This window comes from Streptomyces sp. NPDC037126 (assembly GCF_055605965.1).
In genome coordinates this window covers 42892-64384 of sequence record NZ_JBVJTD010000026.1, presented here as the reverse complement: position 1 = coordinate 64384, position 21493 = coordinate 42892, and the positions used below count along the sequence as shown (strand labels likewise).

Annotated in this window: 10 protein-coding genes and 2 pseudogenes; 1 reads left to right on the top strand and 11 read right to left on the bottom strand. The window is 70.5% G+C overall.

Translation table 11 applies throughout. The features are described from left to right. Positions 1-107: 107 nt before the first annotated feature. On the bottom strand, positions 108-962 hold the full coding sequence (locus ACZ7FF_RS37610) for a LysR family transcriptional regulator (protein WP_470818286.1): 855 nt from the start codon (positions 960-962) through the stop codon (positions 108-110). A gap of 107 nt (positions 963-1069) precedes the next feature. Between ACZ7FF_RS37610 and ACZ7FF_RS37605 the strand changes: the two genes are divergently transcribed. Further along, the gene (locus tag ACZ7FF_RS37605; RefSeq protein ID WP_470818284.1) at positions 1070-2068 is read left to right on the top strand and encodes a substrate-binding domain-containing protein; all 999 of its coding nucleotides are present in this window, start codon (positions 1070-1072) and stop codon (positions 2066-2068) included. A gap of 64 nt (positions 2069-2132) precedes the next feature. On the opposite strand, the gene ACZ7FF_RS37600 is transcribed toward ACZ7FF_RS37605, so the two are convergent. From ACZ7FF_RS37600 to ACZ7FF_RS37555, 10 genes and pseudogenes are all read right to left on the bottom strand, one after another. Next, positions 2133-3686, bottom strand: coding sequence for a GntT/GntP/DsdX family permease (locus ACZ7FF_RS37600; protein WP_470818282.1), 1554 nt, complete (start codon positions 3684-3686; stop codon positions 2133-2135). 624 nt (positions 3687-4310) lie between these two features. Further along, positions 4311-4991, bottom strand: coding sequence for an ATP-dependent DNA ligase (locus tag ACZ7FF_RS37595; protein ID WP_470818280.1), 681 nt, complete (start codon positions 4989-4991; stop codon positions 4311-4313). Between the two features lie 205 nt (positions 4992-5196). Further along, positions 5197-5910 carry a YoaK family protein gene (locus tag ACZ7FF_RS37590; RefSeq protein WP_470818278.1) on the bottom strand — a complete coding sequence of 238 codons (714 nt, stop codon included), beginning with the start codon at positions 5908-5910 and terminating at the stop codon, positions 5197-5199. A 64-nt stretch (positions 5911-5974) separates the two neighbouring features. Next, the gene (locus ACZ7FF_RS37585) at positions 5975-6844 is read right to left on the bottom strand and encodes an alpha/beta fold hydrolase (protein ID WP_470818276.1); all 870 of its coding nucleotides are present in this window, start codon (positions 6842-6844) and stop codon (positions 5975-5977) included. A gap of 235 nt (positions 6845-7079) precedes the next feature. Next, on the bottom strand, positions 7080-11150 hold the full coding sequence (locus ACZ7FF_RS37580) for a beta-galactosidase (protein ID WP_470818274.1): 4071 nt from the start codon (positions 11148-11150) through the stop codon (positions 7080-7082). Positions 11151-11446: 296 nt separating this feature from the next. Next, complete coding sequence (locus ACZ7FF_RS37575) at positions 11447-12334, bottom strand: YihY/virulence factor BrkB family protein (protein ID WP_470818273.1); 888 nt, start codon at positions 12332-12334, stop codon at positions 11447-11449. A 255-nt stretch (positions 12335-12589) separates the two neighbouring features. After that, complete coding sequence (gene lpdA / locus ACZ7FF_RS37570; protein WP_470818272.1) at positions 12590-14005, bottom strand: dihydrolipoyl dehydrogenase; 1416 nt, start codon at positions 14003-14005, stop codon at positions 12590-12592. Between the two features lie 311 nt (positions 14006-14316). Then, complete coding sequence (locus ACZ7FF_RS37565) at positions 14317-18573, bottom strand: molybdopterin-dependent oxidoreductase (RefSeq protein ID WP_470818270.1); 4257 nt, start codon at positions 18571-18573, stop codon at positions 14317-14319. Positions 18574-18853: 280 nt separating this feature from the next. Further along, a pseudogene (locus ACZ7FF_RS37560) lies at positions 18854-21162 on the bottom strand (molybdopterin cofactor-binding domain-containing protein); the annotation flags it as partial. After that, positions 21102-21476 (bottom strand): annotated as a pseudogene (locus tag ACZ7FF_RS37555) (hypothetical protein); the annotation flags it as partial. The pseudogenes ACZ7FF_RS37560 and ACZ7FF_RS37555, both read right to left, overlap by 61 nt. Positions 21477-21493: the final 17 nt, after the last annotated feature.

The window sequence follows — 21493 nt, the reverse complement described above, 5'->3', positions numbered from 1 at the left end:
GCGCGGTCCGCTCTGGCTACCTGTACCCCTGGGACGGAGCCGGTGCCGCGTTCTCGACACCCGGAAGTGTCGATGCCTCGGGCGGGAACAACCGGCGGACGTCGTGGTCAACCGTTCCGGCTGCCCTCGGCCACTTGGACGAAGCTGCTCACCAGCGGGCTGCGCCCCGTCTTCGGCCAGGCCACGACGAGGTCGCTCGGCGGTCGGTCGCTGAACGGGACGGCCACCAGGCCGGCGGGCAGCGGCTGGTCGACGGGGGCGAGGGCCGACGTCCCGTTCCAGAGGGCTGCTTGCAGGCACTCCTGGATCGTTCGCATGACCGGCGACGTGTCGTCGTGGGCGCCTCCGGTCCAGTACGCGGTCCACACGGGATCGGTGCCCCGCGGCAGTCGGACCCACCCGCGACCGGCCAGGTCGGTTGAGGAGACGGAAGCGCGACGGGCGAGCGGGTCGTCGTCACGCATGACCACGCCGACCGGTACCGAACGCAGGATGTGTGTGCTGATGCCCGTGTCGTCGAACGGAGTTCGGGTCATCGCCACGTCGACGAGCCCGGCGCGAAGCCCGGCTGTCGGGTCGCCGAGGTCCGATTCGTGGACGGTGACGCTGACCTTCGGATGCCGGGCGCGGAAGAGCGGGACCAGCCGGCCGCCGACGTGCTCGGCCGCGTCCGCCAGCGTCCCGACGGTCAGGGTCGCCGCGCCCGCGGCGTCGGTCACCCGGCTTCGGATCCGTTCGGCCTGCGCCAGCAGTGCCGCCGATTCGTCGTACAGAACCGTTCCGGCGGGCGTGAGGACGACACCCCTGGGTGTGCGCTCGAACAGGACGACGCCGAGCTCGTCCTCCAGCTGCCGGATCGCGCGGCTGAGTGGGGGCTGAGTCATGTGCAGGCGGTTCGCCGCCCGGCCGACGTGGCGTTCCTCGGCGACGGCGACGAAGTACCGGAGCGAGCGAAGGTCCACCCCGAACACGATACCCGTGCGGTATCGGACGGACCGAGACGGTCTTGGACACCGGATTTCACCACGGACGACGATGGGGGCAGCGGAGCTGACAAGGAGGGATGTTCATGACGAACCCCGCTCTTACGGTCGGGTGCTTCCCGTACGACACGACGCGGGCACTGTTCGACGCGTCCGTCGGGGAGGACGGCATCGACGTCACGATGGAGACCGCTGCGACCCTGCCGGAGATCTTCGACCGCCTGATTCGCGGAAGCGAGTTCGACGTCGGCGAACTCGGGCTCACCTTCTACCTGCGGCTACTGGAGACCGGCCTGCCGTACGTGGCGTTGCCGATCTTCCCGAACCGTGTGTTCCGGCACTCCTGCATCTTCGTCAACGTCCACAGCGGGATCACCGGACCGGGTGATCTTGTCGGCAGGACCATCGGCGAGTTCGGCACCTACGGTCAGGACTCCGGCGTGTGGGCCAAGGGGATCCTGATGGACGAGTACGGGTTCGAGCCCGAGAAGAACCGCTGGGTGATCGGCGGCCTCGAACACCCCGCGCCGCCCTTCGACTTCATCCCCCATCCGCACCCGGCCGAAGTCGACGTGAGCGTGGCACCCGAGGGAAGGTCACTTGGTGCCATGCTCGACTCCGGCGAGATCGACGCCCTGTTCTCGGCGAACGTCCCGGAGTGCGTGCTGGCCGGCTCCCCGGACGTCGCCCGGCTGTTCCCCGACTTCGAGCCGCTGGAGCGCGACTACCACCGGCGAACGGGCATCTTCCCGATCATGCACACCATCGTCGTCCGGCGGGATCTCCTGCGGGACCGTCCCGGCCTCGCGCTCGGCGTCCACCGCCTCTTCACCCGGGCGAAGGACGCCGCCGCCGACCGCTACCGCCGTAACCGCCGTCTCTACGAGGTCCAGACCATGGTTCCGTGGATGAACGCCCTGGTCGAGCGCAACGGTGAGGAGTTCCCCGAGGACTGGTGGCCCTACGGCATCGCGGCCAACCGCACCGCCCTCGACACCAACCTGCGCTATCACCACGAACAGGGGCTGACCGCGCGCCGGTGGAGCATCGAGGACGTCTTCGCCGCGGAGCTGCTGGACACCTGAGTGTCCGAACCCACTGGGGGCGCGGGACGTGGTCCGACCGGCCGGAGCGCGCACGAGGACCCCCTCACGCCGCGAACGTGCTCAACAGGACGATGGCGCCCAGTGAGGTCAGCGACAGCAGCATGTGGGAGACGGTCCAGGTGCGCAGCGTTCCGCCCACGGTCAGCCCGAGGTATTCCTTGAACATCCAGAACGACGCGTCGTTGACATGGCCGAGGAAGACGGCGCCGGAGCCCAGCGCGAGGGCGAGCAGGGCGGCGTGCGGAGCGCTCAGGCCGTGTGCCAGGGGTGCGACGATGCCACCGGCCGCGATGGTGGCCACCGTGCCGGAACCCGTCGCGGCCCGCATGAGGGCTGCTATCAGCCAGGCCAGCAGGATGAGCGGGATGTGCAGGGCCTGCGCGGCCTGGCCGATCACGGAGTCGACACCGGCGTCGCGCAGTGCGGTGGAGTAGCCGCCGCCCGCGCCGACGATCACCAGCACGCCCGCGATCGGCGTGAGGGAGCGTGACAGCGTCTCGTGCACCTGCCGACGTGACGCGCCGACGGCCCAGCCGAAGGCGAACAGTGCGATGAGGACGGTCACGAGCAGGGCAACGACCGGAGTGCCCAGGAACTCGATCGCGGTACCGGCGGCTCCGTGGTCGAGGTGGAACGTGCCGCACGCGGCCTTGAGCATCATCAGTGCCACCGGTAGCAGAACGGTGCCGATGGTGACGGGAAACCGCGGTGTGCGCCTGCCGCTTGCGGGCCGCGATCCCTTCTCCCGGCCGGAGGCCTGGAAGGTGGTCTCCATGGGTGGGCCGACGGGGGCGGTGAGCGTGCCCGTGGGAGCCGCGGAGGCGGCGGCCGGCACCAGAGCCGGTTGGCGAACCGGCTCACGGGCAACGGCCACGGCGGGGGCCGGGGCGCCGGTGGTGAAGGCCGCCAGCGCGGCCTCGGGCACATGCGCGGCCACCCGCGGCCAGATGTACGCGGTGAAGAGGGGACCGGCCACGGCGGCGCAGGGGACGGCGACGATCAGGCCGTAGAGCAGCGTGAGGCCGACGTCCGCATGGACGGCGGTGATGGCGGCCAGCACGCCCGGGTGCGGCGGTATCAGAGCGTGCACGGTCACCAGCCCGGCCATCGCCGGAATCCCGACCCGAAGCACGGGCTGACCGGCACGGCGGGCCAGCTGCAGCACCAGCGGCACCAGCATGACGAACCCGACCTCGAAGAACATCGGCAGCCCCACCAGGCAGGCGATCACGGTGACGGCCCAGGGCAGGCGTCTGGGCCCGACCCGCTCGGTCAGCGCCGACACCAGCTGGTCGATGCCACCGCAGTCGGCCAGCAGCCGCCCGAGCACGGCACCGAGGACGATGAGGACGCCCACCTGCCCGGTGGTGGCCCCGAACCCGCTGGTGAAGGAATCCGCCGCCTTCTGGATGCTCGCCCCCGACAGCACGGACACGGTGAAGGCGCCCAGTACGAGTGCCACAAACGCGTGCAGCTTCACCCAGCTGACAAGGACGACGACCAACGCGACGGACAGTCCCACCAGGGCCATCAGCCGCGTGTCGTGGCCGGACCACGCGGCCGCCGCAAGGGCCGCTTCCCCGGAGCGTGATGCCAACGCTGCCATCATGCGCTTCAGCTTTCTGTCGTTACTTTCCCGCCGGCCTCGCCCCGCGCGTTCGCGGGGCCTGGAGGTCCGGCCGTGGACGGGGAGAGACCGCGGCCATCAGCCTCGGCACGGCGGGCCGGCCGGTGCCGGGAGCGGGGTGGTGACACCGATCGCGTGTTCCGCGGGACCGCTGTCCCGCCCTGGGACAGCGGCTGTCGGCGATGCGTAGGGGAGACGCGTGGCCACGGCGTTCGCCGCCGGGTGCGTCGTGGCGGGCTCTCGCCGCGGAGCGGGCCCGGCGAGGCCGGAGCCGAGACTGCCGATCCGTAGCACCCTCGTACCGCTCGGGAGAGCGGAACAGGCGCGGTGTGCCGCGCGGCCGGGAAGCTGACGGTTCTCATACCACGATCCTGAGACCGCACGCTCTCGCCGAGGGTCCCCCAGCCGGGGGCTCAGGATGTTGAGCGCGTCCTCATCCGATCGACCTGTCGGGACGCTGAACGCGGGCCCATGGCGACGTGCCGTAGCAGTACCCCCGTCGGTGCACAGCGGCCGTCGGTGACACGAACGACCGCTCCGCGTCGGCACCCATGACACGCGCCGACGCGGTTCGGGGCATCGCCGGGTGTGGCCCTACGCCGGGGCTCTCGTGAGCCAGTCCCGGCTGCTGCATCCCGGCCGGTACGGGCTGCCCAGGTGCTTGGCGACGACTCCGACGTAGCCGTGTGGGCGGAGATCGGTCTCGGCGAGTTCGTGCGCCAGGGCTTGCGGCCAGCAGGAGGAGGCGCTGATCCGGGGGTCGCGTACCCGCACGACGAGGTGTTCGAGGAGCGCACGTCGTTCGATGTAGGGCAGGCGGAGGAGCGGTCGTCCCGCGAAGAGCACGTCGCAGATCACCAGCCGCGGGTGCGGGTCGTGTGTGGCCCGACCCGGTCCACCGGTTCCGTCGCTTCGTGCGGTCATGGCCCGCAGCAGCGCTGGGGAGGGGTGTCGCGGCGCATCCGCCCTGAGCACCTCGGCGTCGAACACGACATCGCGGCCGCGGGAGAGCTCGGGCAGTCGCGCGAGCTCGGGATGGGCGGCCGTGATGTCCTCGCCGCTGCTGGACATCAGGAAGGTCCGTCCGGGCGCCGTGACATGGGCGAGGACGCGGCGGCCGTTCGTCATGGTTTCGTAGGCGTAGGCATTGGGCCGCCCGGGTGGGGGCCAGGTCCCTTGCGAGGCGGTCATCGGCTGCCACGCATGGAGGCGGTTGTTGAACCGTGCACCGTCCGTCGCGCACCCGAGGTTCTCGCTGGAAATACGCTCGTACATGCGGTTTCTCCTCGGAACGGCCCGGCGCGCGTCTTGGTGCTGCCCGGCGTTCGGACACGAGGAAGTCGGTCTCGCTGCCGCCGAGGCGTGATCCAGTCTCGCGGCGCGCAGGGGGCCGTGCATCCGCTGATCGGCGGACGCGGACGGGGAGTGAGTGTCCCCCCTCCACTCCGAGAGACCGGTCCCGTCCGGTAGCGGTGTGCGGTCAGCGCGTGGTTGACGGCGGGGCCGGTCCGGAGTCCGCTTCGTGACGTTTCAGCTGACGTGTCTCGTGGACGAAGTGGGCGAGGACGGCGGCGAGGAGAAGGGCGGCCGCGCCGACCGCGGGAGGGCCGAGGAGGCGGGTGAGGATCGCACCGGTGATGGCGCCGACGGCGAAAGCCGTGATGATCGCCGCGTAGCGGGCTGCGCGGCGTGCGGTGTCCGGATCCCGGGTCGCGAGCCACTGGTGGGCGGCGGCGATGCCCTTCTGCAGGTTTCCGGACTCCGCGAGCGTGGTGTAGGGGGCGTCGCGCAGGGTGGTGAAGGTGGAGAACTGCAGCGCGGCCACGAATGACACGGTGACCGTCGAGATCTGTTCCGGAGCGCCGGCGGGCAGGGAGGCGATCACCGCGAGCATGACGATCTGGATGGTCAGGATGAGACGCAGCGGGCGGCGGACCAGTTGTTCGGCGCGTGGCAGGCCGAGTACCTCCACGAGGAGGACGCCGATGCTGAAAGCCACGACCGGGACGAGCAGCAGGAAGGCTCTGTGCCAGTGCCGGGCCGTGGCTTGCACGCAGAACAGCAGGACGTTGCCTGATTGCAGGTTGGCGAACACGGAGTGCCGTACGTAGGTGTACGCGTCCAGGAACCCACCGACTGCTGCCAGGAGCACCCCGACGGTCAGCGTGTCGGGACGGCGATGGATCTTGGCCATGCACCACAGCATGCACGACGGGACCGGGTTCGCCCGGGACGGACACCTGTGCGCGCACCGGCCCTCAGGGCTTGTGACGGTTCCGCATGTAGTCGTCGGCGGCGTCGACGATCAGGTTCTTGACGGCCTGCGGCTGCGAGATGAGGGAGACGTGCGAGGAGTCGATCTCGACCGTCCTGCGGGCGTGGGCGCGCTGTGCCTCGTACAGTTCCAGGCTGGGGTTGATCGACCGGTCCTGCTTGCCCACGAGCACGTACACGGGCTTGTTCCGCCACGCGGCGCCGGTCAGCTTGTCCGTGAAGGCCGACATCGCGATGGGGCGCTGTGTCGCCGCCATGACGTCCGTCTGGTTCCTGGGAAGGTCCTGGGCGAAGACATCGCGCAGCTTGTCGGGCCTGACGTAGGTGTCCGTGCCCGTGGTGCCGTCGGCGTTGCGGAAGGGCACCGGCAGCAGGGCCTTCGTGAGCGGGGCGGGAGCGAACTTCGCGGAGAGGGTGGTGAACGACTCCCCGACGTCGGGCATGATCGCGTTGATGTAGACGAGCGCCTTGACATTGTCGTTCCCGGCCGCGGCCTGGGAGATCACCTCGCCGCCGTAGGAATGACCGGCCAGGACGATCGGGCCCTTGATGGACTTCAGGAAACTCGCGAGATAGGTCGAGTCCTGTGGGATGCCGCGGAGGGGGTTGGCCGGGGCGGCCACCTTGTAGCCGTTCCTCTGGAGCCGCTCGACCACACCGTTCCAGCTGGAGGCGTCGGCGAACGCGCCGTGCACCAGAACGATGGTGGGCTTCTCCTTTCCGGTACCACCGCTCGGGCCGCCCGCCTGCGCCGTCACGGCCGCCAGGACCGAGGTGGTGCCCGTTATCGCCAGGAACGCTGCGCCCCAGGGGACGAGGCGGAACCTGTGTCTGGACTCTCCGGATATTCGCATGCCGCTCCTCCGGTGCGGGGGCGTCGCACGACGCCCGGGACTCCAGACTCGGCCAGACGGCCCAGAACATCTCCGCGTGAGGACCATACGGGTGAACGCGCCGGACGGGCCGCCGACGCGGGCACGGCGTACGAGACGGAGCTGCCGCGTTCCCGCCTGGTCATGGCCATACCGGGTCGTCCAGCCGGTCCGTGACAGTGGGCCTCGGCGCCGGCCCACTGTCACGGACGCTCCGTCAGCCGCACGTCAGCGTCGGCATCGCCCAGTCTCCGTGGTCGTTGCCGTTGCCGTCGCCGGCGTCACCGACCTCGAGGTCGACCACCTGGGCGCCGCTGACGTCGACGTCGATCGGCACCGCGGACTGTCTGCCGCGGATCGTCGGCGTGGTCACCAGGGTCCTGCCGTCGGCGATCACGGAGAACGTCACCGTCCCCGCGCCCCCCGTCTCGTCGTCGACACCGACGTCCGCGGTCAGCCGAGAGCAGTTCCCGGCGAGGTAGAGCTCGACGTCGCTGACGGAGTTGGTGCCCAGGCCCTTGGCGTAACCGACGCCGGCGACACGGATCGGACGGCCGTCTCCGGCGGCCTGTTCGCCGACGCTGCTGTCGCGCTCCACCGGCCCCCACCCGTTGGTGGAGGACAGGAACGGCAGGTCGCTCACCGCGCTCTTGCCGGCCGGTGGAGCCGGCGGGATCCCTTCGACGATGCGTTCGTCACCGCCTGCGGCGCTTCGCCCGGCCTGCAGGTAGTGCACCGTGGCGGTGAGCGCCGAGGCGGATGGCAGCTTCCCGTCCGGCGGTTCGACCTTCCAGGTGAAGGTCGCTGAACCGCCAGGTCGCAGACGCTCGACCGACGGGGGGCTCGCGGCGCTCACGCTCCAGCCGTCGGGCGCGGAGAGCGAGGCCGTCAGACGGGAGGCGGGCGGCCGGTCCTCCGGCACGCGTACCGTCGTCTCAGCTGTGAAGGCCTGCGCCGACCGGGCGGTGTTCGGCACGTCCAGGGTGACACCCACTCCCGGAGGCTTCGGCATGACGTACGTGCGGTGGTCGTAGCGGGGGCTGTCGTTCTGCGCGACGCGTAGGGACGACGCGTAGCTGCCGTAGTCGGTGAGGGAGACCTTGCCGAGTCCGCCGGTGCTGCCGTCCAGGTTCCACACGGCGACGGCGATGCTGTTGTGGCCGTTCGGATCCAGGATGCCGTCGGGCACCGGGAAACTGCGCTGCGGGCCCAGGTAGTTGACGTAGTTGCCGACCTGCCAGCCGTTCACGAAGATCGTGGCACGGTACTCGCGTGACGGGTCGTCGGTGAACGTCAGCCCCAGCGAGGTGTCCTGGCCGTGCGGCAGGTCCAGGTCGGCGTCGGTGCGGTACCAGGAGACCCCGGGCCGTGTGTCGGTCGTCGGCAGGGTCACCTGGTTCCAGCCGCCGTCCGGGTAGCCCGGCAGGGACCATCCGGCCCGCTCGCCGTACAGGCCGCCCGTGGAGAGCGGGCCGCGCACGGTGTCCTGCGGGTCCTCGCCGCCCCGTACACCCTGCAGCCGCCAGGTGACGGCGGTCAGCGGCGCCCCGACGAGGGAGGCGCTCGTCAGGCCGCGCGCGGTCTTGTTGCCGTTGGTCGAGTCGTAGTCCTCCTCGTGCCCCATGTTCACGGTGAGCACGGAGATGACGTTGTCGCCCTTCGACTTGACCGAGCCGGCCGGGAAGGCGAAGTCGGCGCCGCCGGTCGTGGAGCTGCCCAGGAAGGTGCCGTTGAGCCAGGCGGAGAATGCCTGCGCCTGGCCGCCGGAGTCCGAGACCAGGTGGACGCCCGTCTCCTTGCCCGTGGCGTGGAAGCGGCCGCGGTACCAGGTGTTGCCGGTGTGGAAGCCGTAGTCGTCCGCGTAGAGCACTGGCAGCGAGTTGACACCGGAGACGCTTTCGGTGCTCGTCCCGTCGGCCACCTGCCAGCTTGAGTCGTCGAAAGCGGCGGCCGCTTCGGGGGACTCCTCGGCATGCTTCCAGTTCGTCAGCGACGGCAGGTGGATCGGGGCCGCCACCGGGATGCTCCCGGTGAGGCTCCCCGTGTCGGTGGCCCGGGTGTCCAATGCCTTGCCGTTCCAGGTGACATGCTTGGCCGAGGTGAACACCTCGATGTTCTTTTCATCGGCGTTGTCGCCGGTGAGCGCCACGGTACGGCCACCGTCCCGGCTGGTCGCCGTACGCAGCAGATGGGTGCCGCGCACGAGCACCGGGCCGGTCGCCGTGTCCTGCCGCCAGAAGGTCTCCGCCGTGGCCTTGTCGCCGACGAGGAGCAGCAGCGGGCGCCGCCCGCCGTCGCTGATGCCGATGCGGATCAGGCCCTTGTGTGCGTAGTTCAGCCGCAGGTCACCGGTGGCCGCGTCCCAGGTGGTCGTGACCGTGCCGCCGCTGCTGGTCACGGTGGGCCTGGAGGAGTAGCGCAGCACGGTCTCGCCGTCGCTGCCGGGGTCACCGTAGAGCACGGCCACGTCCCGGTCGCCGATGCCGGCGTGGGTCATGATCTCCGACGTCGAGTACTGCAACTGGGAGTCCCCGAGCCGGTAGTTCGCCACGATCACGTGCGAGTCGCGCCCGTCGAGGGTGATCGCGGTGCCGGGCTGCTGCGGTACGACGGGGTACGTCGGCTGCGAGGAGTCGGCCGCCGGCACGTCGACCGCGTCGATGGACACGTAGTTGTCCGTGGACCCCGAACTGTGGTTCCCGTTGACGACGATCTTCAGTGTGTGCGCTCCGGGCGACAGGCCGGTCTTCTGGAAGATCACCGCCTGGTCCTCGCCGCCGGAGTCGTCGACCGTGGCCGCCTTGACGCCGTCGAGATAGACGTCGGCGTAGCCGTGGTTGCCGGTCTTCGAGCCGATCCAGCGGATCGCGGTGCCGTCGAAGGGAACGGTGACCGAGTCACCGGCCTTGTTCGAGAACGACTCGGTGTGCTTGTAGTCGCCCCCGGTGTAGCTCTGGTCGGCGACGTGCGACCACGAACCGGCGTACTGCAGCGCGGAGTCGGGGTCGTCCCAGGTGTAGGTGGTGTCCGCCGAGGGCTGGGCGTTGAAGTCCAGCGAGACGTGTGTCCTGTCGACCGCCGTGGAGGTGGAGTTCCCGTGCCGCAGCACGTGGAACTGCGTCCTGGTGTCGGGGTTCATCCGGGCGGTGTCGACGACCGCGGAGTCGTCCGGCGGTGTGGCCCTGATCGCCTCGGTCTTCGTGAGAGGGGCGACGGCCTGCGTGAAGTACCCGATCAGCTTGTCCTCGTAGTACTTCGGATCGAGCTGGCGGTTCTCCCGGATCGCCGCCCCGTAGTCGTACGACGTGTAGTTCTCCGGCATGCCCAGCCAGCCCCAGTTGGTGCCGCCGTAGGTCATGTAGAAGCTCTGCGCGGTGGCGCCGACGGCGATGTTCTGCTTGTAGAACACGTTGGCGAACTGGTCGTTGATCAGCTGGGCGCACTTGTCGTAGCCCGGCCCGCCCCAGGGGTCGAAGGCGCCGCCCTGGAACTCCGGCGAGTACAGCGGCTTGCCGGCGGGGTGGTCGTAGCTGATGTCGGGCACGCCGTTCCACTTCGCGGGGTTCGAGCAGTTGAACCCCTGCGGATAGGAGTCCGGTCCGTCGACGTCCAGGGCGGCCGTACCGGAGTTGAAGGTGCCGTTGTTGTTGCCGGTCAGCGGTACCGTGATGCCGTCGGCGCGCGCCTTGTCCTCCAGGTGCTTCATGTAGGAGCGGCCGGCGTCCGAGCCTTTGTAGTACTCGTTCTCCACCTGGTAGGCGATGACCGAACCGGTGCCGTTGGTCAGCTGGTGGCGGGCGATGATCCGGTCGATCCGGGTCAGCCACTCGTCGGCGTACTTCAGGAACCGCGGGTCGTCACTGCGGTTGTGCCCGGCCTTGGTGGTCATCCAGCCGGGCAGGCCGCCGCTGTCGACCTCGGCGTTGATGTACGGCGCCGGGCGCGCGATCACATAGAGCCCGGCCTCCTGGGCCATGTCGAGAAGCCCGTCGACGTCACGCACCCCGCTGAAGTCGTACACACCCGGCTTCGGCGAGTGGTAACCCCAGTCGAAGTACAGCGAGGTGGAGTTGAACCCGGCGGCTTTCATCTTCTGGAAGATGTCGCGCCACAGGTCCGGACTCGGGAGCCGGAAGTAGTGGAACTCGCCGGACCAGAGGTAGGTGCGCTTGCCGTCGACGAGGAACGAGTAGCCGTCGAGACTCACCGTGTGCGCCCGCGGACCGGCGGCGGACGGTGCGGCGGGTGCCTGCCCGCCGTCGTCGTGCGCCGCGGCGGGCGCGGTCATGCCCGCGGCCAGGGCGATGGTCGCGGCCGTCGCGAGGGCCGCCCTCCACCACCGCCGGCGACCGGGTCTCGCAGCTTCCGAACCGATCTGGTTTCTCCGCACTGCGGCCTCCATACCGCCTGAGCAATCAGCATCAAACACACTCAGGCAAAGTCGAACAGTAAGGGGGCACAAGGCACAACACAATGGGTCGGCAGGACACGGTTGGGCCGGCACGGGTGGTCTGGAAGTCGTAGGCCCCGGCAGCCTTCTGACCATCCATGAAAGGCACCGGCCCGTACGGAGCCCGCCGTCGGCTAGGGGCGGTCCGTCGCAGGTGACGGGCGATCGGTTCCTTCGCCACGAGCGGGCTTCGCCAGCTCCGCGTTGAACTGGGCGCCGACCAGAAGGGCCAGGTTGGACAGCCACAGCCAGATCAGGAAGACCACGACACCGGCCAGCGAACCGTACAGGCGGTGATAGGTGCCGACATGGGAGGTGTAGACGGCGAATCCGAACGAGACGACCAGCAGCAGCGCCACCGCCAGCGTGCCGCCCGGCGCCATCTTTCCCACGGGGCGGGAGGCCGCCGGGCCGGAGCGGTACAGCACGAGCACCAGGGCGACGGCGACCGCCGCCACGACCGGCCACCGAACCGCGTCCCAGACGACCTGGGGCCCGGTGCCCAGATCCAGCGCCCGGTCCAGGCGCCGGGCAAGACTGCCGGTGAGGAACAGCGCCAGGGTGGATGTCAGAAGCAGGGTGATCAGTACGAGGGCCGTGGCGATGATGCGTGGCGCGGTCCGCAGGACCGGCCGGTGCGAGTCGATCCGATGCATGGCGTGCAGCGCCCGGCGGAAGACGCTCAGATAGCTGGACCCCGACCACAGGGCTGCCGAGCCCCCGAGGAACACCAGCGTCCAGGCCGCTGACGACTGGCCGGACATCTGCCGCAGGGTGCTGCGCAGCAGCGCACGGGAGGCGACCGGAGCGGCCTGCGCCATGCGGTCGATGACCTCCGGCTTGGCCGTGGGCACGGTGAGCCCCAGGATCGAGAGGAGTACCAGCAGGAGCGGGAACAGGGCTAGCACCGCGTAGTAGGTCAGCGCGGCGGCCCAGTCCGTGACGTCGTCGTCCCAGACGGCAACCGGTGTCCGGCGCAGCGCCGCCCACCACCGTGCCGTCCGGCGGTCTGCAACCTTCATGGGACGGATGCTCTCACCTCCGGCGCCCGGACCGCTTCTTGCGCCCGGACACGCCCCTGCCAGGTGACGTCGGCGTGACATCGGTGCCTGCCGCCGGCGGCACCGATGTCACGTGAACCGGGCGTTTTCGACGTCGATGGAGACCATCGTCCGGTCCCGTGTCGGGCGGTTGTCCGCGTCGCTCCGGTAGGTCCGACGTCTGGTGGGCAGGCGGATCCCGTGACAGAGACGGCCGTGCTCGGCGATCGGCTCGTGTCAGAGGTTGATCATGTGTCCGGCCAGGCCGTGGATCGCCTCCTGGACAGCCTCGCCGAGCGTGGGATGGGCGTGGACGTTGCGGGCGATCTCATGGACGGTGAGGTCCCATTGCTGTGCGAGGGTCAGTTCCGGCAGCAGTTCGGTGACGTCCGGGCCGATGAGGTGCCCGCCGATGAGCTCACCGTACTTCGCGTCGCTGATCAGCTTCACGAAGCCGGTGGGGTCGCCGAGGCCGTGCGCCTTGGCGTTCGCGGTGAACGGGAACTTCGCCACCTGCACGTCGTAGCCCAGTTCGCGTGCCCGCTCCTCGGTGTGGCCGAAGCTGGCGATCTGCGGCTGACAGAAGGTGGCCCGCGGGATCATCGCGTAGTCCAGCTCCATGGTCTCCGCGCCCGCGAGCGTCTCGGCGGCGATCACGCCCATCGCCTCGGCGGCGTGCGCGAGCATCAGCTTCGCGGTGACGTCGCCGATGGCGTAGATGTGCGGGACGTTCGTACGGCAGCGGCCGTCGACGTCGATCGCGCCGCGCTCGGACACCTGCACCCCGGTGTTCTCCAGGCCGTAGTCGCTCACATTGGGGCTGAAGCCGAGCGCTTGGAGGACCTTGTCGGCCTCCAGGACCTGCTGGGAGCCGTCACTTCCGGTGACCGTGACGCGGACCAGGGGCCCCGATTCGTCGATGGAGTCGACACGGGTGGAAGTGAGCGCCTCGATGCCCAGCCTTCGGTACTGCTTGGCGAGCTCCGCGGAGACCTCGGCGTCCTCCAGCGGGGCGAGGCGGTCCAGGAACTCGACGATCGTGACCTTCACCCCGTAGTTGTGCAGGATGTACGCGAACTCGACGCCGATCGCGCCGGCGCCCGCGACGATGATCGACTGCGGCAGTTCCTCGGCGAGGATCTGTTCCTCGAAGGTCACCACGCGGGAGGTACGACGGGTGCCGGGCAGCAGTTTGGGTGTGGCGCCGGTGGCGATGACGCAGTGGTCGAATCCGATGGTGCGGGTGTCGCCGTCGAAGCCGGACACCTGGAGGGTGTGCGGGTCGAGGAAGGCGCCGTGACCGTCGATCTCCGTGATCCGGTTCTTCTTCATCAGGTAGTGCACGCCCTTGACCCGCCCGTCGGCGACCTTCCGGCTGCGGCGGAACGCCTCGCCGTAGTCGAAGGACACCTGCCCGTCGACGCGGATGCCGAAGGTCTTCGCCTCGCGGGTGAAGACGTGTGCCAGCTCGGCATTGCGCAGCAGGGCCTTGGTCGGGATGCAGCCCACGTTCAGGCAGATGCCACCCCAGTACTTTCGCTCGACGACGGCGACGTGCCGGCCCAGCTGGGCGGCGCGGATCGCGGCCACGTAGCCCCCCGGCCCGGCACCGAGCACCACCACGTCGAAGCGGTCGTCCTGCTCGTCCGTCATCGATGCCTCCTGCAGCGGGACGCCTTCGGGTTCCGGCCAGAGTTCCCCGCTCGGAGGCGACGGCAAACTGGGCTGCTTCCCAGCGGTCGTGGACTTCACCCGCGCGGTGCGGTGACTTCTCGATATGGGCCGCCTGGTTTGGTCTTCAACCACATGGCCGCCTCCTCACAGGGTCGCGCGCACGATCACCAGTGACCCCTCGTACGTCGGCCGCGTGCGGAGGTGTCCGAACATGGGATGTTGGAGGTAGCGACAAGCGCGCGGGTGCCTTTCGCCACCTAGCCCCGGTCCCGGGGGGGGGAGGGGTGCCGTCAGTACACGTCGCGGACGTAGCGTTTGTCCGCGGACAGGCGCCTGACGTACGCGGCGGCCTCGTCGGTGTCCATGTGGCCGTGTGCGGCCACGATGTCCCTGAGCGCCCGGTCGACGTCCTTGGCCATGCGTCCCGCGTCGCCGCACACATAGAGGTGCGCGCCGTCCTGCAGCCACTGCCACACGCGTGGACCGTGCTCGCGCATCCGGTCCTGGACGTAGATCTTGTTGCGCTGGTCGCGGGAGAAGGCGAGGTCGAGACGGTCGAGGTGGCCCGATGCCTGGTGCGCCTCCAGGTCCTGACGGTGGTAGAAGTCGGTGGTCCTGCGCTGCTCGCCGAAGAAGAGCCAGTTGGGTCCGGTGTGGCCGCGGGCCTGGCGGTCCTCCAGGAAGCCGACGAAGGGTGCCACACCGGTACCGGGGCCGACCATGATCATCGGGGTGGCGGGGTCGGTGGGCGGGCGGAAGTGCGGTGAGCGCTGGACGAAGACCTGGACCGGACCGTCGTCGGCATGGTCGGCGAGGTAGGTGGAGCAGACCCCCCTGCGCTCACGGCCGAGGTCGTTGGAGTAGCGGACGACGGAGACGGTGAGGCGGACCTCGCTGGGGTGGGCGAGAGGGCTGGACGATATGGAGTACAGGCGCGGCTGGAGTCGCCTGAGCACACCCGTCCAGTCCGCGACGGGGGCGCGGACGGGGAACTCGGCGACGACGTCGGCGGCCTGACGGCCCCAACTCCACTGTGCCAGCGCGTCCTTGTTGTCGGGCCGCAGCAGTCGTTTCAGGTCGTGGCTGCCGGTGCGGTCCGCCGTGAACCTGAGCAGGTCCGTGGTGATGCGGGAGATGTCCAGGCGCGTGCGCAGTGCCTCGTGGAGCGGCAGGGGCGCACCGTCGCCGAGGTCGACGGCCTCCTCGCCGTCCAGCCCTGTCAGCGCCAGCCATTCGGTGACGAGACAGGCGCTGTTGACCGGCCACACGCCAAGTGCGTCACCTGCGTCGTAGGCGAGTTCGCCGTCGCGGGTGTCGAGGGCGAACTGCCGTACCTCCTTCTCGGATCCTGGCAGGCTCAGCAACCTGTTGCCGATCAGCAGGGTGGCGAACGGTGCCGCCTTGGTGTAGCCGGCGGGAGCGGGCGGCGGGGAGGCGACGACCGGGGTGGTCGCGTCGACGGCAGACGTCGCGGCGGGTTCCGGGTCGGTCGCCTCGGTCGTGCCCGCGGGCGCGGGCTGCCGGTCGTCGGCCGCGGTCAGGGCGGCGATCACCTGGCCGAGCCACTGCTCGGCGGCCTCCTCGAACTCGGGTTCGCAGTCGGTGCGGGGGAGGAGACGGGTGGCGCCGAGCGCTCCGAAGCGTTCGTCGAGCCGGCGGCCGTGGCCGCAGAAGTCGTCGTAGGCGGAGTCGCCGAAGGCGAGGACGGCGAAGCGGAGCCCTTCCAGGCGCGGCGCGTCGGGGCCGGAGAGGGCCTGCCAGAAGGCGGCGCCGTTGTCGGGGGCGTCGCCGTCACCGAAGGTGCTCGTGACGACGAGGACGTCGTCGTCGGCGGTGAGGCGGGCCGGGGTCGCTTCGGCCATCGGCAGCAGTTCGGGGGCCCGGCCGCCCTGGGCCAGGCGTCCGGCGGCGCCCGCGGCGAACTCCTCGGCGTTGCCGGTCTGCGAGGCCCACAGGATCACCAGACGACGGGTCGGTACGGCGGTACCGGCGGCGGGCGCCGATGTCCGGGCGCTCACCTGGGCGGGCCCGGCGGTGGCGGTGCGGGAGAACATCCCGGCGAGGACGCCGTCGACCCACAGTGCCCGGTCCGGGTCGAAGGGGGCGCCCGGCGGCAGGACCGGGACACGCCCGTCGGGCGGGGCCACGGCGAGGCCGGAGAGGAAACCGGAGAGGTACCGGCGCTCCGGCTCGGCCAGGGGCACGGGCACGAGGCCGGCCGCACCGAACAGCGCGGCGAGCGCGTGCACGGGGGAGTCCGCCGGGGTACCTGCCACGGTGGCGGCCGCCACGGGCACGGGCGCAGGGGACACGGGCGCGCTCTCCTCGGGCCGGTCGCTCGGGCGGGGCTCGGGAACGGGGGCCGTTGTCCTGGCGAGGGCGACGGCGCAGGCCTTGAACTCGGGCTGGAAGGAGATCGGGTCGACGGCGTCGTTGGTGACGGCGTTGACGCTGAGGTACTCGCCGTACAGGTCGTTCCAGTGGAAGGGCGCGAAGCAGGTACCCGGCCGTACCCGGTCGGTGATCACGGCGGGCAGGACGGCGTGGCCGCGGCGGGAGGCGACCTCCACGTGGTCGCCCTCGGCGATGCCCAGAGCCCCGGCGTCCTCGGGGTGGACCTCCACGAACGGACCGCGGTCGAGCCTGTTGAGCCGGGCGACCTTGCCGGTCTTGGTCATCGTGTGCCACTGGTGCTGGAGACGGCCTGTGTTGAGGACGAACGGGTAGTCGTCGTCCGGGAGTTCGGCGGCGGGCAGGTGCTCGCGGGCGAAGAACCGGGCACGTCCGCTCGCCGTGGGGAAGAGGAGGCGGGGGCGGGTGCCGTCCTCGCGTTCCAGGAGGGTCTGGCTGACTCCGTCGTTGAGGTAGCGGATCGGGTTGCGATCCGGGCCGCCGGCGTCCGGGGCCGGCCACTGGACGGGTGTCGTGCGCAGCCGCTCGTAGGTCACGCCACGCAGGTCCCAGCCCGTCCTGGGGTTCCACGCCTGCTTGAGCTCCTCGAAGACCTCCTCGGCGGAGTCGTACGCGAAGCCGTCGGCGAAGCCCATGGCGCAGGCCACCCGGGCGATCAACTGCCAGTCGGGCAGCGCCTGTCCGGGCGGGTCGACGACACCTTGTACGAGGGTGAGGTTCCGCTCGGAGTTGACCATGACGCCGTCGGACTCCGCCCACAGCGTCGCGGGCAGCACGACGTCGGCGTAGGCGTTGGTCTCGGTCTCGGCGAACACGTCCTGCGTGACGACGAGTTCGGCGGCCTCCAGACCGGCGATGACGGTCTTGCGGTTGGCGACCGAGGCGACGGGGTTGGTGCAGATGATCCAGCACGCCTTGATGCCGCCCGTGGCCAGCCGCTCGAACATCTCGACCGTGCCGCGTCCGACCTCCGTCCGCAGGGATCCCTCGGGGATCTTCCACAACTCCTCGATGAAGGCGCGCTCGGCCTCGTCGAGCACGGAGCGCTGGCCGGGCAGTCCGGGACCCATGTAGCCCATCTCCCGGCCGCCCATGGCGTTGGGCTGGCCGGTCAGCGAGAAGGGGCCGGAGCCCGGGCGGCAGAGGGCGCCGGTGGCCAGGTGCAGGTTGACCAGCGCGTTGGTGTTCCACGTGCCGTGCGTGGACTGGTTCAGCCCCATGGTCCAGCAGCTCATCCACTCGCCGGCTTCGCCGATCCACCAGGCGGCCTGCCGGATGTCGGCCTCCGGGACGCCGGTGATCTCCGCGACCCTGGCCGGCGGGTAGTCCGCGAGGAAGCCGGGCATCTCCTCCCAGCCCTCGGTGAACTCGGCGATGAACTCGTCGTCGGTGTGGCCGTTCGCGACCAGCAGGTGCAGCAGGCCGTTGAGCAGGGCGAGGTCGGTGCCGGGCCTGATCTGCAGGAAGAGGTCGGCCTTGTCGGCGGTGGCGGTGCGGCGCGGGTCCACGACGATCAACCTGGCGCCGGCCGACTTCACGCGGTCCATCATGCGCAGGAAGAGGATCGGGTGGCAGTCGGCCATGTTGGCGCCGATGACGAAGAACACGTCCGCGTGGTCGAAGTCCTGGTACGAGCCGGGTGGGCCGTCCGCGCCCAGCGAGAGCTTGTAACCGGAGCCCGCACTGGCCATGCACAGCCGGGAGTTCGACTCGATCTGGTTGGTCCGGACGAAGCCCTTGGCCAGCTTGTTCGCCAGATACTGCGCCTCCAGGGACATCTGCCCGGACACGTAGAAGGACAGGGCGTCCGGCCCGTGCTCGTCCAGGATCGCCCGCAGCCGCCCGGCGACCGCCCCGATGGCCTCGTCCACATCGGTCTCGACGGGCTGGGCGCCACGCTCGGGGCGCACCAGGGCCTTCGCCGGCCGTCCTGGCGCGGCCATCATGTCGGCACTCGTGGCCCCTTTGGTGCACAGACGGCCGAAGTTGGTGGGGTGCTCCTTGTCACCGGAGACCTTCGACGCACGTCGCCGGCCGTCGGCGGGGTTTAGCCCGACCTCCAGCACGATCCCGCAACCGACCCCGCAGTACGAGCAGACCGTGCGGACGCCGCCGCCCTTCGAGCCAGCTGCCACCGATACTCCAACCCGCCGCACGTGTACCGTCCCGGGCCGTCCCGCCGGCGGCGGGCAGCTCCACGACCAGCACCGTAGGAAGATCGAATTTCGGGCCCGTCACACACCGGGAGGGTCTGGGGTTACACCCCACGCACACACCGCAACCGCGGAATGTGAGGGCTCACCGCCGGTGGCGGTCGGCAGGCGTCGGCCTCCCGCGCGCGAGGCGGCCCACACGGCGGCCGTCTCTTTGCGCACGGGTGGCCGGCGAGGCGACCGCCGTCCTACGACGAGCCGCTCACGTCTCACCCCTCCTGCCCGCCTCGTGCAGTGCCCGCCACACCCGGTCGCGTGTGAAGGGCAGTTCGGTGAAGCGGATGCCCGTCGCGTCGCGCAGGGCGAAGGCGGGGGCGACCGGGTTGAAGGGGCTCTCGCTCATCGACTTGGCGCCCAGCGGGCCGATGGCGTCCGCGGTCTCCATGAAGTGGACCTCGGTGCGGGGGACGTCGGCGTACTGCGGGAGCCGGTACTGCTGGAAGGTGAACGTCTCGAGCCTGCCGTCGGCATCGATGCGGACGTTCTCGAAGAGCGTCGAGCCGAGCGCCTGGGCGACCCCGCCCTCGACCTGGCCGCGGCACTGCGTCGGGTTCATGACCTTGCCCGCGTCGGCCGCGTGCACACTGCGCAGGATGCGGATCTCGCCGGTGCCGGGGTCGACGGCGAGCTTGAACCACTGGGCGTTGAAGGCGACCGAGCGCGGGGTGCCCCCGAAGTTCCCGTCGGCGGCGACTACGACACCGACGGCGCGCGCGGCGGCGTACAGCTCCTTCAGCAGCAGGCGCCCGCCGGGATGCAGGACGGCCTCCTCCGCGAGCCGGCAGTCGGCGCGCGGGACGCGCAGGTGGGCGGCGGCGAAGTCGAGGAGCATGTCGGCGAGGGCACGGGAGGCGCGGAGAGTGGCCTTTCCCGCGACCACGGTGCCGGTGGAGGCGAAGGCGCCGGTGTCGTGCCGTACGACGTCGGTGTCGGACTGGCGGATGCTGATCCGGTCGACGGTGGTGGCGAGTTCGCCGGCCGCGATCTGCTGGTGCACGGTCGTCGTGCCGTTGCCGAACTCGGCCGTGCCGACGGCGAGATCGTAGGTGCCGTCGGGCAGCAGGGTGGCCCTGGCGTCGGCGATGTGGCCGCCGGGCGAGCCGGTCGCGATCATCGCCAGGGCCGCGCCCTCGCCGACCAGCCAGCCCTCCGGGGCGGGAAGGCCGGCGCCGGTCTCCGCCTGTGCCCGGCGCACGATCCCGATGCACTGGTCGAGTCCGTAGCTGGCGATGTGCAGGTCCTCCTCGTGCCCACCCGGGGTGATCATCGGCTCGTCGGCGCCGATGACGTTGCGGGCCGTGAACTCCAGGGGATCGAGGCCGAGACGCCGGGCCAGTTCGTCGAAGGCGGACTCGACGGCGAACATCACCTGGCCGAGGCCGTAGCCGCGGAAGGCGCCGGCCGGGACGGTGTGCGTACAGACCGAGTAGGCGTCGACCTTCTTGTTCAGGGCACGGTAGATCGCCATGGACTCGCCGACGCTGTGGAACTTCACGGCCGGCCCGTGGTTGCCGTACGTGCCCGTGTTCGCCACGACCCGCAGCTGGAGGGCGGTGAGGACGCCGTCGCGGCGGGCGCCCGCCTTCACCTGGATCGTGAAGGGATGGCGGGTGGTGGCGCCGTAGAACTGCTCCGCGCGCGTGTACTCCAGTTTCACCGGGCGGCGCAGCTCAGCACGGCCAGGGCCACGACGTCCTCGACCAGCATCTCCTGCTTGCCGCCGAACCCGCCGCCGACCCGGCCCGCCATCACCCGCACCCGCACCGGCGGCAGGTCGTACAGGGCGTACAGCGCTCGACGGGTGAGGAACGGGGTCTGCGAGCTGGTGCGCACGGTGAGCCGGTCGTCCTCGTCGAACCAGGCGACGGCCCCGTGCGTCCCCAGGCTGGCGTGCTGCCCCCGCTGGGTGCGGTAGGTGTCCTCGTACACGGCGTCGGCCTCGGCGAATCCGGCCTCGATGTCGCCGATCTCGCCGTGCGCCTCACCCACCACGTTGTTCTCGGGGCGGGATATCCGATGGGTCTTGGCGTCCTTGTCGTGGACCACGGGTGCGCCCGGCCGCATCGCCTCCTCGGGATCCACCACGGCGGGCAGCACCTCGTACGTCACCTCGATGCGCCGGCAGCCCCTCCTCGGCGGCCCCTTCGCTGTCGGCGACGACCGCCGCCACACGCTGACCGACGTACGCGTGCGGGGAGCGCAGCAGCTTCATGTGCAGCAGACCGGGCACGTCGATGTCGAAGGTGTAGCGGGCGGTGCCCGTGACGACCTGGGGGCCGGCCGGGGCGGGCAGGCTGCGCCCGACGGATTCACCGGGGCCGGTTCCTCGGTGTTCTTCACACCGCGTACGGCGTCCTCGATGGCCCGGTATCCCGTGCAGCGGCACAGGTTGCCCTTGAACGCCCGGGGCAGGTCGTCCAGTTTCTCCTCGTCCAGGGCGGCCGTGGTCATCAGGTACCCGGCCGTGCAGAAGCCGCACTGGAATCCCGGTGCGTCGAGGAACTTCCGCCGTCCTCCTGTGCCAGTTCCCTGCGGATCTCCTCCGCGTACCGGTACGTCATGTGGCGCCGCCACTCGGGCAGCCCGTGGATGTCGTCGAACCACTCCTCGTCGGCCACGGCCGAACCGATCGCGACCCGCAGCGCGTCGGCGGTCGGCGGCAGCGGGAACCACAGCCGGAACGGGCGGACCGTCGACGCGGTGATGGTGACGGCGAGGGAGCCGTCCAGCGGGTCGAGGGTGCCGATGACCAGCACGCCGGAGCGGCCCAGGCCGTACAGGGACCCATGCCGGAACCCCGTGCGGCAGCCCAGGGCGCGGGGCCGTCTCGTGGTCGTAGTGG